Annotated in this window: 11 protein-coding genes and 1 tRNA gene; 4 read left to right on the forward strand and 8 right to left on the reverse strand. The window is 57.2% G+C overall.

Annotation, left to right across the window (positions count from 1 at the left end):
* Positions 1 to 17: 17 nt before the first annotated feature.
* From COL8621_RS10920 to COL8621_RS10950, 7 genes are all read right to left on the reverse strand, one after another.
* On the reverse strand, positions 18 to 566 hold the full coding sequence (locus tag COL8621_RS10920) for an RNA polymerase sigma factor (RefSeq protein ID WP_093967399.1): 549 nt from the start codon (positions 564 to 566) through the stop codon (positions 18 to 20).
* 400 nt (positions 567 to 966) lie between these two features.
* Entirely contained in the window at positions 967 to 2,853 is a 1,887-nt protein-coding gene (locus COL8621_RS10925; RefSeq protein WP_093967400.1) for a bifunctional sugar phosphate isomerase/epimerase/4-hydroxyphenylpyruvate dioxygenase family protein, read from the reverse strand.
* On the reverse strand, positions 2,850 to 3,701 hold the full coding sequence (locus tag COL8621_RS10930) for a shikimate dehydrogenase family protein (protein ID WP_093967401.1): 852 nt from the start codon (positions 3,699 to 3,701) through the stop codon (positions 2,850 to 2,852). The genes COL8621_RS10925 and COL8621_RS10930 overlap by 4 nt, the downstream gene beginning before the upstream one ends.
* Positions 3,698 to 5,206, reverse strand: coding sequence for a tripartite tricarboxylate transporter permease (locus tag COL8621_RS10935; protein WP_093967402.1), 1,509 nt, complete (start codon positions 5,204 to 5,206; stop codon positions 3,698 to 3,700). The genes COL8621_RS10930 and COL8621_RS10935 overlap by 4 nt, the downstream gene beginning before the upstream one ends.
* The gene (locus tag COL8621_RS10940; RefSeq protein ID WP_093967403.1) at positions 5,206 to 5,769 is read right to left on the reverse strand and encodes a tripartite tricarboxylate transporter TctB family protein; all 564 of its coding nucleotides are present in this window, start codon (positions 5,767 to 5,769) and stop codon (positions 5,206 to 5,208) included. Before COL8621_RS10940 ends, COL8621_RS10935 begins: the two co-directional genes overlap by 1 nt.
* A 106-nt stretch (positions 5,770 to 5,875) precedes the next feature.
* Positions 5,876 to 6,880, reverse strand: coding sequence for a tripartite tricarboxylate transporter substrate binding protein (locus COL8621_RS10945; protein ID WP_093967404.1), 1,005 nt, complete (start codon positions 6,878 to 6,880; stop codon positions 5,876 to 5,878).
* A gap of 120 nt (positions 6,881 to 7,000) precedes the next feature.
* Positions 7,001 to 7,924 carry a LysR family transcriptional regulator gene (locus tag COL8621_RS10950; protein WP_093967405.1) on the reverse strand — a complete coding sequence of 308 codons (924 nt, stop codon included), beginning with the start codon at positions 7,922 to 7,924 and terminating at the stop codon, positions 7,001 to 7,003.
* Between the two features lie 114 nt (positions 7,925 to 8,038).
* Here COL8621_RS10950 and COL8621_RS10955 point away from each other — a divergent pair, with 114 nt between their 5' ends.
* Positions 8,039 to 9,715, forward strand: coding sequence for an FAD-dependent oxidoreductase (locus tag COL8621_RS10955; RefSeq protein WP_093967406.1), 1,677 nt, complete (start codon positions 8,039 to 8,041; stop codon positions 9,713 to 9,715).
* Positions 9,712 to 10,521: a sugar phosphate isomerase/epimerase family protein gene (locus COL8621_RS10960; protein WP_093967407.1), complete on the forward strand. Its 810-nt coding sequence runs from the start codon at positions 9,712 to 9,714 to the stop codon at positions 10,519 to 10,521. The genes COL8621_RS10955 and COL8621_RS10960 overlap by 4 nt, the downstream gene beginning before the upstream one ends.
* A gap of 97 nt (positions 10,522 to 10,618) precedes the next feature.
* Here COL8621_RS10960 and COL8621_RS10965 read toward each other — a convergent pair.
* A tRNA-Ser gene (locus tag COL8621_RS10965) sits at positions 10,619 to 10,708 on the reverse strand.
* 215 nt (positions 10,709 to 10,923) lie between these two features.
* On the opposite strand from COL8621_RS10965, the gene COL8621_RS10970 reads away from it, so the two are divergent.
* On the forward strand, positions 10,924 to 11,763 hold the full coding sequence (locus COL8621_RS10970) for an SPOR domain-containing protein (protein ID WP_093967408.1): 840 nt from the start codon (positions 10,924 to 10,926) through the stop codon (positions 11,761 to 11,763).
* 28 nt (positions 11,764 to 11,791) lie between these two features.
* Positions 11,792 to 12,952, forward strand: a complete 1,161-nt coding sequence (locus COL8621_RS10975) for a D-alanyl-D-alanine carboxypeptidase family protein (protein ID WP_093968526.1) — start codon at positions 11,792 to 11,794, stop codon at positions 12,950 to 12,952.

Here is a 12,952-nt window from a genome sequence, read left to right on the forward strand (position 1 = left end):
GATGAATGAAGCTCAAATTAATCGTCGATCCAGACCCGAAGCTTTCCACGCAGCGTCTTCACCTTCTGGCGCGCACAAGCCGGAGAAATATCCAGCTTCTGCCCAATTTCGCTGTACGAGAGGTCGTGGATAAATCGCAGATGAAACAGCTCCTGAATGTTTGGAGGCATCGTCGCGAGGTGGTCAAAAATATCGTTAAGAGTTCGTTTCGCAATATAGGTGCGCTCTGTATCGGGACACACGCTGCACCATTTCGCATGTGCCCCATATTCCTGCAGTTCTTCGGACCTATCCATAACCCGGTTTCCAACCCGCCGATTACTGTCTTGATAAACTTGCAGTAATGAAACGAGCATCAGGCCGACGAAATTTTCGATCTCTCGTTCAAGGCTGAGATATTTCAAAACCTTCAACGTCGCCTGCGATGACAAATCCTCGGGGTCTTGCCCCCCGTCCCGCGTCAACCTTCGTGCGCGGCGCATCAGCAACGGATAATTGTCGGACCACTGATCTTGGAATTTTGCACGCGAAGAGACGACAGTGCCAATGTTGAAACTATTGGACATAATTTTTCCCCGAAGAATAATTTTTTAAAAATCTCCTTGGGATTAAAGACGTAGACTCTCTGCATCCGTGACGGGAGTCACTGGCGAAAAATCAATTCATAGAAGAACGGCGCCAGCGATATCCAAATGTTTAAGCGCGGCGTGGGGAAGGCCCGTTAAACGGAATTTAGTAGTTATATTTCAACAGCATAAATCGCGACGTGGCTGTGGCCAAATCGCCGGATGCGGCGCGAAACACCGGAACATCCGCAATTCTTATAAAATTCAAATTCCTCGGCGCCCAGCTGACCGAAAGTGTCACCGTCAGCACTTAGGTGCCGACGGTTTTCACTCTCTTGTCCGCAATCCACCCCTCAAAGCGCTTCAGAATACGGTTAAGGGACAGCGCCCCTTGGTACCGTTATCTGCGCGGAACGCCCTTACCGCGCAGAAGGCGTTTTTGGGCCGCAATGCGGAAGGGTGCGTTGGGCGCACCATACCCGCTATATCCGTCGCGCCGCTCCAGTATTTCGAAGAACATCCCGCCCGCAAAAGGCCGCGAATACAGCTGGAAAAACTCGCCGTTCTCATCCCGGTCATAAAGGATGTTGTGATGGCGCATCGCAGCCAGCTGTTCTTCTGGAAGATCGAACCGGGATTCCAGATCAGCATGATAGTTTGCCGGCATAGGAAGCGAAGCAAAGCCAAGCGCGGCCAGCGCATCGGCCGTAGCAAAGATATCATCCGTGGCGAATGCAACATGCTGAACCGGCGCCCCAAACGTTTCGGCAAGAAAGCTGCCCGCGAAGGTGCGGTGGCTTTCGGCCCCGTTCAGCGTGATCCGGAACGCCCCATCGCCCGCCTGAAGAGCCTGACTTCTGACCAGACCGTCAGGGTCGGTCACATCGAACATCCCTGCCTTTTCCATGTCGAACAACGATGTGTAGAACAGCGACCAGCTAAGCATTTCGTCATAGGTCATGGTCTGCGCGATGTGGTCGATCCGGGTCAGACCCGTTGTGGGACCGCTGGTCTCTACGGGTTCGAATTCAGCCGACCAAACCTCGGACAGGGCCTGTGTATCGTCAAGGAAATGCAAAACGCTGCCACCAAGGCCACGGATCGCCGGAATCTCAATTTGCCCCGGGCTTAGCGCCTGACTGAACGGTTCCCCACCAAGCGCCTTGGCCCGCGCCGTCGTGTCCGATGCAGACGTAACCGACAGCCCGATGTCATAGATGCTGGTCCCACGTGCAGCAAAGGTAGAAGCCGCCAGATCGCCCTGCTCTTCGTTGATAAGGATGCGAATGTCACCCTGTTGCCAAAGCGTCAGCACCTTGGAAACATGCCGCCCAACACGGGCAAATCCCAACCCTTGCAAAAGGGTCTCTAGCGTCCGCGCCTCTTCCCCACGCGAAGCGAATTCGATGAATTCCACGCCCTGCACATCGCCCCGTGGAGGGAACGGTGGCATATCAACGACGCAGTCAGGTTCGGCGCGGCGCACATCGTCCATCAGGCTGATCAATGACCGATACCCGTCACGTGCCACCCCTTTGGGGCTGCCGCCGCGGAACTGGTCGTTAAAAATCTCAAGGCTGATTGGCCCGTTGTAGCCCGCCGCCATTACCGCACGTGTGAACCCGGTAACGTCAAGATCACCCTCGCCCGGCATGTTCCGGAAATGCCGCGACCAGTACAGAAGGTCCATCTCGATCTTGGGTGCGTCAGCAAGCTGAACAAAGAAAATTCGATCACCGGGAATCCGGCGGATGGTGTCGGGGTCGATGTCGCGCGCCAAGGTGTGGAAGCTGTCCACAATCAGCCCGATATTTGGGTGATCGGCACGGCGCACGACCTCCCACGCATCGCGGTGATCGTTGACATGACGCCCCCAGGCCAACGCTTCATACCCAACACGGATACCGCGTGCGGCCGCGATTTCACCCAGTTCGGCAAAATCGGCGGCGGCGCGGTCGATACCGCCCAGACTTTCGGGATGAACCGAGGAACAAAACAATACCAGATCGGTTCCAAGTTCCTGCATCAGGTCGAATTTGCGCTGCGCCCGGTCAAACGCCTTGGCACGGAACGCGCCGGGCAGGCCTTCGAAATCGCGGAACGGCTGAAACAGCGTAATCTCAAGCCCGTGGTCACGGATCATCCGGCCGACTTCGCGCGGGCTTCCTTCGTCCGCGATGAAATCTTGTTCAAATATCTCCACGCCACTAAAGCCCGCCGCGGCAATTGCCTCTAGCTTTTCGCGCAGGTTTCCGGGGACGGATACTGTGGCAATGGAGGTTTTCATGATGTTTCCTTGCTCTGAAGAAGGTCATCGCGCAGCTGCGCCTCGTTCAGCGGAAGCCCCGTGAAAAAGTGCCACGCATGAACGCCTTGGAAGAAGAATAGGTTCCACCCCGAGATGATGGAAAGATCTTCGGAAAACGCATCCTGCAAGAATTGCGTTTCGACAGGCGTATAGACGGCATCAAAGGCCCATTCGGCCCCCGCCATGGCAGCCCGTGGCAAAGGAGTTCCCTCATACCCGACCATGCCAACCGGTGTGCAGTTGATCAGCCCTGCCGCGCCTTCTGCGGCGCGGGTTGGGTCGTCATATGTGGTGACTTGCATATCTGGCGCCGCTAGGCGCAACGCCTCGGCCAGCACTTCGGCCTTGGCCATGTCGCGATCGACCAGCCGCAAATCTTTGGTGCCAAGCGCGACAAGGCCAAACGCAACCGCGCGCCCAACACCACCTGTCCCAATCATCAGAACGGGGCCGGTGTCGGCGTCTTGGCGCACACTTTTGTACGCCGCCACAAAGCCAGAATAGTCGGTGTTGTAACCAACTGGCCCGTCTTCTTCGAAAACCACGGTGTTGGCCGCGCCGATGGCCCGGACCAAAGGATCGTCAATCCGAAGCGAGGGAACGACATGTTCCTTATAGGGATAAGTCACGTTAATCCCGCGATATCCGCCATTTTGACAGCGCGCGAAAACCTGTTCAAACGTTTCGCCCAACACTTTGGGAACCAACGGGTCATAGGTCACTGCGACGCCGTTCTGGTCGCCTGCAAGCCGGTGCAGCAATGGCGACCGTGACCGGGCGATGTTATCGCCGATAAGGCCCAAACGCAGTTTTGTCGTGGCGGTCATCGTGGGCTTCTCCGAAGTAGGATTGATTTAGCACGGGTCCAGAGCGGCGTTTGCGACACAAAGATCAACACGACCGCAATCAAAAGAACCGTCGAAAGCGGGCTTGAAAACAGGCCTTCAAAGAAACGGCCCATATCTTCGCGTTCCGAGATGATTGCACGTCTCCAGTTATCGTCCAACAGTCGGGACAGGATGACACCAAGGATCACAGGCCCCAAGGGATATCCGTAATGGCGCATGAAATAACCGAAAACGCCAAACCCAAGCATCCAGTAAACGTCGCTGATCGAATTGTTGACCGCATAGGCACCAACAATCGAAAGCAGCATGATCATCGGAATCAGGACCGAACGCGGCATCTCGACGATTTTGGTGAAAAGCTTGATCCCGGTCAGGCCGAAGAACAGCATAAAGCAGTTCGCCGTCACAAGCGCGCCAACGATGAACCAGAACATATCCGGGTTATCCACCATCAGCATCGGGCCAGGGTTCAGACCGTGAATGAACAGCGCGCCAATCATAATCGCGGTCACCGCGTCACCCGGGATGCCAAGCGTCATCATCGGAATAAACGCACCACCAACGGCAGAGTTATTCGCGGTTTCCGGGGCGACAAGCCCCTCCATGGCCCCTTCGCCGAAGGGGCGGTCGGGGTTCTTGGTCACACGCTTGGCGTGGTCATAGGCCATCAGGGCCGCGATATCGCCCCCCGTGCCGGGAAGCGCGCCGATGATCACACCGATTGTCGATGTCTGCATCGACAGCGGCAGGTGCTTACGCACCGTCGACATAGATGGAATGATGCGGCTGATCTTTTGGCGCACGGCTGTTTTATCAACGTGATGAAGCTGCATCAGAGCCTCGGACACACCGAACATACCGATCATAACGGCGATAAAGGAAATACCGCCCTCCATGATTTGCAGATCAAAGGTGAAGCGTTCTGTGAAGGTCAGTGCGTCACGCCCGACCGCGCCGATAGCAATGCCCAAAGCGCCGGCAAAGATGCCTTTGACAAGGCTACCAGTCGAAAGCGACCCGACAAGCAAAATGCCCAACACAGCCAGCAGCATATAGTCGCGCGGTTGGAACTTAAGCGCGAAGTCCGAAACAAACGGCGCGGCCAGAGCAAGCACGCCGATGCCGATAAACCCGCCGATAAAAGACATGACCGTGGTCACGCCGATTGCCGTGCCCGCCTCGCCACGTTTGGCCATTGGGTATCCGTCCATCGCCGTCGCAATCGCCGACGGTGCGCCGGGGATGTTCAACAAGATCGCCGTGCGCGAACCACCATAGACGCCACCCATATAGATGCCGATCATCAACGAAATGGCCGGGTACACATCCCATGAGAAGGTGAACGAAATCAGAATTGAAACGGCCATCGTCACGGACAGGCCCGGAATGGCCCCCACGTAAACACCAGCAAACGTACCAAGACCAACCAGCAAAAGCAGCTGTGGGTGCGAAAAGACGGTTAGGAAAGCAAGAAGGGTTTCCATCAGTTGCCCCCATTAAACATGTTGCGGAAGAACTGGATGAATTCGGCCTCTGGCACGATGCCCGCTGGCATCAAAACCGTGAACACAATCCGGAAGATCAGCCAGATCACCAACAGGCTGCCAAGGGCAACAGTCAGCGTGAAAGACCAGCTACGCTTGGACAGCATCTTGATCGCGACGATCAGAAAAAGCGCGGATGTGGGCAAGAACCCCAAAGGCTTTAACAAAAACGCGTAAGCCAACAGAAAACATACAAAAATAATAACAACGACGGGCAGGATGTCTTTGGCAATCGTTTCACCAGCGACAAGTGGCTGGCGCGCCGTGCGTGCCACAACGATCAAAGCACTGACAGACATCACCAACGTGGTGGCCATCGGGATCGCGCCCGGCGAAGACAGCGCCTCAAAGCCGGAAATCCCATAGGCGTTCCAAAGAAGTCCAAGGCTGGCGACAAGCATGAAAAAGGCAAAACCCAGTTCCCCGGGACGGCGATTGTGGTCATAGCCACCGGGTGTTGCGTCGGATGTCCCGTCGTGGTGTTCGGGTTCTGGTATTGTCATAGTGTCCTCCCCAGACCAGTGGCCTGCTCCCTACGAAAAGCGCCGCGCTTCGGGTTTGAAGGCGGCGCCGCTCTTGTTTATTCGACGCTAAGCGCCGCGGTCCGGATTATTCGCCCGGACGTGCGATACCGAACTCTTCTGGGGACGATTTGGTCAGACCAGCGTCCTGCAAAAGCCAAGCTGTACCCTGCTGCCACTTGGACAGGAATTCTTCGGCTTCTGCGCCGGAAATACCCATCAAGGTGAAGCCGCGGTTGTCCATCAGCTCTACGAAGTCAGCGTTCGCAGCACCTTGAGCATAGGCGTCGGACAGTTTTGCCACAACATCGTCAGGCGTACCTTTGGGTGCGAACACACCAAAGAACGGACCCCAAGGAAGATATGTTTCGTAACCAGCGTTGAAGGACGATACCGCAGGAACACCTGGCAGTTTGTCATTCTCAGCAACGTCGAACACAGCCAGTGGCTTCATGTTACCAGCGCGAACACCTTCGATCGCAGCGCCAAGTACTGCTGGCATTACGTCGATTGCGCCACCTTGCAGCGCGGTCAGCGCAGGACCGTCACCATCGTAAGGCACGGCGATCACGTCCAGTTCGCCCTCAACAGTGTTGATCATAGCGGTAACCACGGATGGCAGACCACCAGGACCGGTCGCACCAAAGCGTACTTCGCCGGGGTTGGCTTTGACGTATGCGATCATCTCTGCATAGTCGTTGAAAGGCGCGTCAACGTTGGCCACCAACAGTGGGGTGCCGCGTGCCAGAATGCTGATCGGTGTGAATTCGGAATAGTCTTTGTCGCCCAAACCCATGATCTTATAAAGCATCGGGTTTTCCGCACCCATCAGCAGCGTGTAACCGTCTGCGTCAGCGTTGGTAACGTGGTTCAGCGCGATGGCGCCAACAGCACCAGTCATGTTTTGCATGACAACGGTTCCGCCCAGAACTTCTTCGGCGTGTGGCGTGACAGCACGCATCACTGTATCAGTAGAACCACCAGCGCCCCACTGGATGATGCCTTGGATTTCTTTGCTTGGGTAATCCTGTGCGTGTGCAGTTGCCAAGCTAAGAGCCAGCGCAGAAGCTGCGCCGAGGATGATACGTTTCATAGGGTCTCCTCCCGTGAATAACCTGCAAACGAAACACCCGGTTTCGTTCATCGGTAACGACTATCACCCTACTCGCACCGTAACGTCAAATGCCATTTAAGCGCTTCGATTAACATCGTGTTAATCCTCAGTGTCAACACTCCAAAGATCATTTGCTTCTGCCAGCTCTTTGCGGAATTGCCGTATCGCGAATTCCGAAAAGTTCGACATTGCGCGCCCTTTCTTTGCAACAACATAGATCGATATCGGCTTGGTTTCGGCAACCGGTCGACGCACCAGACCGGGCATATACACCTCAGCCACAGAAAACTCGTCAATCAGCGCGACGCCCAAACCGTGACGCACAAGGCTGACCACCGTTTGCGCAAATCGGCCCCGCATCGAATGCTTGGGCTCTATCCCTGCATCACGGAAAGGCTGCGCCATAATTTCCCCATAGGGGTCCGATGGGTCCACGCCAATCAGCGGCTCATTTGCAAGGTCCGCGATGGTCACCACATCTTTTTGGGCCAGCTTGTGCCCTTCTGGCAGAATCGCCACGATCTTCCCGGTGGCGATTTCGGTGCTTTCGATCCCAGGGTTGTGAACCGGAGAGCTCATGATCACGAACTCCCCCCGCTCCAGCAAAAGGTAGTCTGGCGTTTCTTCGATCTTAAGAATGTTAAGATCGACAAACAGGTCCGGGTAACGTCGGCGGATGGTGCGGATCGCGCGGGCGGCAATGAACTGTGCCACGGATGGCGCCGACGCAAAGGAAAGGCGCACGTCTTCGCCCTTCTTCAACGAGCCCAGCGCGCTTTGAAGGTTTTCGACCCCCTTATAGACTGCGCGGATCTGATCAAAAACCGGGCCAGCATCAACCGCCGGAACAAACAGCCCAGCGCGGCGTTCGAACAAACGGATGCCCAGCGATTCTTCGGTGTGTTTGATAAGCCGACTTACACCGGGCGGCGACACACCCAAATGTTCTGCCGCTCCATTGATTGTTCCGCGCAGCATAACGGCGCGGATCATCTCGACCTGACGTAGTGTGATTTCGTGCATGAATTACCCCCGCGCGGGACTTAACATAAGGTTACGGAAATTGCCAAATGGGTAATTGACGTTAATACGCAAATCCCAAACCATCTGGGCGATTACGGCGCAGGCGGGGGAAAGATGATGGCCGAACAGTACGATCTAATTGTGATCGGTTCAGGCGCTTCTGGGCTTGCGGCGGCGGTGACTGCGGCGTGGCACGGGCTGTCCGTCGTCGTTCTGGAAAAGTCAGAGGTCGTCGGCGGCACAAGCGCGTGGTCAGGCGGCTGGATCTGGGCCCCCTGCAACCCTGTGGCTCAACGCGCCGGGATCGTCGAAGACGTATCAGCCCCTGAACACTATCTGAAAAGCCTGCTTGGCCCCCATTTTGATGCGCCGCGCATTAAGGCGTTTCTTGACGCCGCCCCGCAGATGGTCGGTTTCTTTGAAACCAACACCGCCCTGACATTCGACGGCGGCTTGGCGATCCCCGACACCTACGGAACACTGCCCGGCGCGGGCACGGGCGGCCGATCCGTCATTGCGCAGCCCTATGACGGGCGCGAACTGGGCACCGCGATAAAGTTACTGCGCAACCCCCTGCGCGAGACGACCTTTTTCGGCATGACAATTCAGGCTGGCCCTGACCTGCGGTCTTTCATGTCCGTCACACGCTCTGTGCGCGCCTTTGCTTATGTAACCAAACGCGTCTTGCGACACATGCGCGATTTGGCCCTGCATCGCCGTGGTATGGATTTGCGAAACGGCAGCGCGTTGATCGCCCGGCTTTTACGCTCTGCGCTTGATCTTGGCGTGGATGTCCGCACCTCGGTCACGGTTCAGTCGGTGCTTAAGGAAAACGGCGCGGCCTTTGGCGTTTCCTTCAGCGACGGCACAGAACTGCACGCAAAACGCGGCGTGGTGCTGGCCTGCGGCGGTTACCCGCACGAAACAGAGCGGCGCAAAGACACATTCCCGCGCGATGCCGAACACCGCTCGCTGGCGGTCCCTTCGGCAACCGGTGACGGACTGCGCCTTGGTGAAACCGCCGGTGCGCATATCGCTTCGCAAACCAAAGGGCCCGCAGCATTTTGCCCGGTTTCGTCCGTCCCGTGGTCCGATGGTCAAACAGGCCTTTTCCCGCACATCATAGAACGCGGTAAACCGGGCGTTATCGGCGTGCTTTCCAACGGCAAACGCTTTTGCAACGAAGGGCTCGGCTATCACGATTACGTCGAAGCGATGCTTGAAAACATACCTGCTGACAGCCCGGCACGGTCGTGGCTGGTCTGCGACCATCGCTTCCTGCGCCGCTATGGTTTGGGCGTCGTGCGTCCGCAACCTGTCCCATGGCAACACTGGAAGCGCCGCGGGTATCTGAAGACCGGGCGCACCATTGCCGATCTGGCGAAAAGCTGCGGCATTGACCCGGATGGTTTGACGGCAACCATCACCTGCTGGAACGAAGCCGCGTCCAAAGGCAACGACCCCGAATTCGGGCGCGGCACGACCCCTTACATGCAGTTGCAAGGTGATCCGGCGCACAGCCCAAACCCCTGCGTCGCCCCGATCTTAAAACCGCCGTTTCATGCGGTGGAAGTTATTCCAGGAAGCTTCGGAACTTTTGCAGGGCTTGCTACAAATGCGCATGCACAGGTTCTGACCAAAGGCGGCGCGCCGATCCAAGGCCTCTATGCCGTTGGTACCGACAGCGCCAGCGTCTTCGGCGGGTTTTACCCCGCTGGCGGAATTAACTTGGGCCCTGCCCTGACCTTCGGCTTCATCGCAGGCCGCCACGCAGCCGGAGCAAATCAATGAACCGACGCCTTTCCATCGCCCACCTGACCGCAATCGACCTTGCCCCACCCGCGCTGATCGAAACAGCCGCAGCAGCCGGTTTTGATGCCGTCGGCCTGCGCCTACTGCAAGTGACGCCAGATTCACCGGGCTATCCGTTGATGAACGATCCCGCAGCCCTTCGTGCGACCAAGGCCGCGCTTAGCGCGACGGGCATCGCGGTGTCCGATATTGAATTCGTGCGGATCACCCCGGAAACCAACGTCGCTGAACTGAAGGCGGTGTTTGAGGTCGGTGCCGAACTGGGCGCGCGGCATGTCATCACCGCACCGTATGACCCAGACCTAACGCGGCTGTCCGACACCCTTGGGCAATTGGCTGAAGAAGCCGCGCCTTGCGGGCTTTCCCCGGTTCTGGAGTTCTTTCCTTGGACATCGGTGCCAGACCTTAAAACGTGCTGGAACGTGGTCCAAGCCGCGGGAGACAGGGTCGGCGTTCTGGCCGACAGCCTGCATTTTGATCGGTCCGGCTCCACCCTTAACGACCTAACCGCTATCCCGGCAGAACGGTTACCATTCGCCCACCTATGCGACGCCCCCGTCAACCCGCCCTATACGACGGACGCGCTGTTACACACAGCCCGCACCGCGCGCTTGGCACCGGGCGACGGCGACATCGACCTTGCAAAGTTCATCAACGCACTTCCATCCACCGCCCCTATCGCCTTGGAAGTACCGACCGAACATCAAGGCGATGATTATGCCAGCTTCTTCAAGAGCCTGTTCGACAAGACGCATAGGTGCCTTAACGAAGCGGCCCAAATCTAAGCCGCTTGCCGGTCGCCATCTAATTTTCGGGAAACGGGTATCACAACTGCCCGCATTTCGAGGGGCTAGGTCGCCCAGCATGGCCACTAAATGATTGTGGCGGAGGAGGTGGGATTCGAACCCACGGTAGACTTTCACCTACGTCGGTTTTCAAGACCGGTGCATTCGACCACTCTGCCACTCCTCCGACAGCGCAAGGGATTAGCGCGCTGTGAACGATTCTAAAAGACCCCGATGCAAGCCAATTTTTGCCGCCGCTATGTGGCACGGCCTTTTCATGGGGGTATCGTGTCGCTATCATGCCGGCGCGCACTAAAGGTTTTTAGCGTATTCGGGCAAATGGTAGCCCTTTGGGCAGATAGCAAGCGCAGCGGAAAGTCTGTGCAGCGAAGGGGGCATACAATGGCAGCTTACGGAATCGGTCGCATTACGGTTGCGGTTTGCGCGGCGCTGGCGCTGGCAGGTTGTGAAGAAGGTTCGTTTCTGGCCCCTCAAAACGGTGCAGACGGTGCCGAACCACGCCTAAGCAGCGAAACACGCACAGTCGAACAAGATGTCGAAGCACCCGAAGTATTTCAAGCCAACGAAAACGGGCTGTGGGATGGACGCCCCTCCCTTGGTGGTGTTTGGGTTGCATACCCCGGCGTGAAAGACCCGGAACGGGTGATCATCCGCAACGAAAGCAACGGCCAGTTCGTAATCGGCGCGCTGTTTGACCGCGAGCGTGAAAACCCCGGCCCGAAACTGATGGTGTCGGCTGATGCCGCTTCGGCAATCGGCCTGGTTGCCGGACAGCCGACGATGATGAAAGTCACCGCGCTGCGCAAAGCAGAGGTTCCCGTCGACCCGCCTGCCCCGAAAAAGACAGCCGCACTGAAGGCGCCTGAAACAATCGAAGCCGAACCACTGGAACCCCTTGCCGCAGCTGCTGCCGCTATCGACAAAGCCGAAAGCACGGCAGCGAAAAAGGCGGGCGACATAACGCCAGCGGCTGCCAAGTCTTCGCCGCTTAGCAAACCCTATGTACAGATCGCGACCTTCAGCGGCGAGGCAAATGCAAAACGCACCGTTGATAAGCTTAAAAAAGCCGGCATAACGGCGATTACCAAGAAGCGGACAAGCGGTTCAAAAACCAATTGGAGCGTCTTGGGTGGCCCGGCCAGCACAACTGCCGAACGCGATGCCATTCTCAAGAAAGTGAAGGGGCTGGGCTATTCTGACGCGTATTTCGTGGCAAACTAACGCCAGCTTGATCAAAGAAGACGGACACATGCGACTGATACAACCGCTTATACTCGCTTTGCTGACTGCGCTGTTGCTGGCCTCTCCGGCCCGCGCGACTTTTGAAACACGTGCGACAGCCGCTTATGTTCTGGACCAAACGACAGGCACCGTGCTGCTAAGCAAGAACGCTGAAACGCCGCTTCCTCCGGCGTCCATGTCCAAGCTGATGACGCTGAACATGCTGTTCGAGGCGCTGCGCGATGGCCGCGTCACAATGGGGACCACCTTTTCCGTATCATCCAACGCCAAAAGCATGGGCGGTTCGACGATGTTCTTGAACGAACAGGATCGTCCAACAGTTCAGGATTTGATCCGCGGGATTATCGTGCAATCAGGCAATGACGCCTGCGTTGTTGTCGCCGAAGGTTTGGCGGGCACCGAAGACGGGTTCGCCCGACTTATGAACGAACGCGCCAAGGCGCTGGGTATGGATAACTCTACCTTCGCCAATGCCAGCGGCTGGCCCAACCCCGGCCAACGGATGAGCATGAAAGACCTTGCCATTCTGGCCAATCGCCTGATCACAGAATTCCCCGAATACTATGGGTTCTTCGGCGAGCCAGAGTTCGACTATGACGGGCGCGCCCCGCAGAACCGGTTCAACCGCAACCCATTGCTGAAGCTTGGCATCGGCGCGGACGGTATGAAAACCGGCCACACCCAAGAGGCCGGTTACGGGCTTGTCGGTTCGGCCACCCAAGGCTCGCGCCGGGTCATACTGGTGATTTCGGGTCTGACCAGCGAAGCCGAACGCGCACAAGAGGCAGAACGCCTGCTGAACTGGGCCTTTCGCCAGTTTGTTGAAAAAACAGTCGTGACCAAAGACACACGCCTTGCCGATGCCGATGTTTGGATGGGTGCCGAGCAAAGCGTTGGCCTAGTTGCAGCAGATGACATCAACCTTTTGGTGCCCGCAGTGTTGCAAGGGTCGTTTGACGCGCAGGTCGCGTTTGAAACACCCATCGAAGCCCCAATTGAACAGGGTCAGAAAATCGCTGAACTGGTCGTGAATATGCCTGACATGGAAGAGGTACGTATTCCGCTGGTGGCTGAAAGATCGGTCGCGCGGGGCGGTTTCCTGCCACGCATTCGCACCGCGGCGCAGGTTCTGTTCCGCAAACTGGCGGCAGAGGCGCAAGGCCTCTAG

Origin of the sequence: Actibacterium lipolyticum (assembly GCF_900184935.1) — a bacterium.
Lineage (GTDB): Bacteria > Pseudomonadota > Alphaproteobacteria > Rhodobacterales > Rhodobacteraceae > Actibacterium_A > Actibacterium_A lipolyticum.

What these genes read in the sequence shown, in the direction of transcription:
- COL8621_RS10920 (WP_093967399.1), bottom strand. Translation starts at nt 566, where the DNA reads ATGTCCAATAGTTTCAACATTGGCACTGTCGTCTCTTCGCGTGCAAAA.
- COL8621_RS10925 (WP_093967400.1), bottom strand. Translation starts at nt 2,853, where the DNA reads ATGAAAACCTCCATTGCCACAGTATCCGTCCCCGGAAACCTGCGCGAA.
- COL8621_RS10930 (WP_093967401.1), bottom strand. Translation starts at nt 3,701, where the DNA reads ATGACCGCCACGACAAAACTGCGTTTGGGCCTTATCGGCGATAACATC.
- COL8621_RS10935 (WP_093967402.1), bottom strand. Translation starts at nt 5,206, where the DNA reads ATGGAAACCCTTCTTGCTTTCCTAACCGTCTTTTCGCACCCACAGCTG.
- COL8621_RS10940 (WP_093967403.1), bottom strand. Translation starts at nt 5,769, where the DNA reads ATGACAATACCAGAACCCGAACACCACGACGGGACATCCGACGCAACA.
- COL8621_RS10945 (WP_093967404.1), bottom strand. Translation starts at nt 6,880, where the DNA reads ATGAAACGTATCATCCTCGGCGCAGCTTCTGCGCTGGCTCTTAGCTTG.
- COL8621_RS10950 (WP_093967405.1), bottom strand. Translation starts at nt 7,924, where the DNA reads ATGCACGAAATCACACTACGTCAGGTCGAGATGATCCGCGCCGTTATG.
- COL8621_RS10955 (WP_093967406.1), top strand. Translation starts at nt 8,039, where the DNA reads ATGATGGCCGAACAGTACGATCTAATTGTGATCGGTTCAGGCGCTTCT.
- COL8621_RS10960 (WP_093967407.1), top strand. Translation starts at nt 9,712, where the DNA reads ATGAACCGACGCCTTTCCATCGCCCACCTGACCGCAATCGACCTTGCC.
- COL8621_RS10970 (WP_093967408.1), top strand. Translation starts at nt 10,924, where the DNA reads ATGGCAGCTTACGGAATCGGTCGCATTACGGTTGCGGTTTGCGCGGCG.
- COL8621_RS10975 (WP_093968526.1), top strand. Translation starts at nt 11,792, where the DNA reads ATGCGACTGATACAACCGCTTATACTCGCTTTGCTGACTGCGCTGTTG.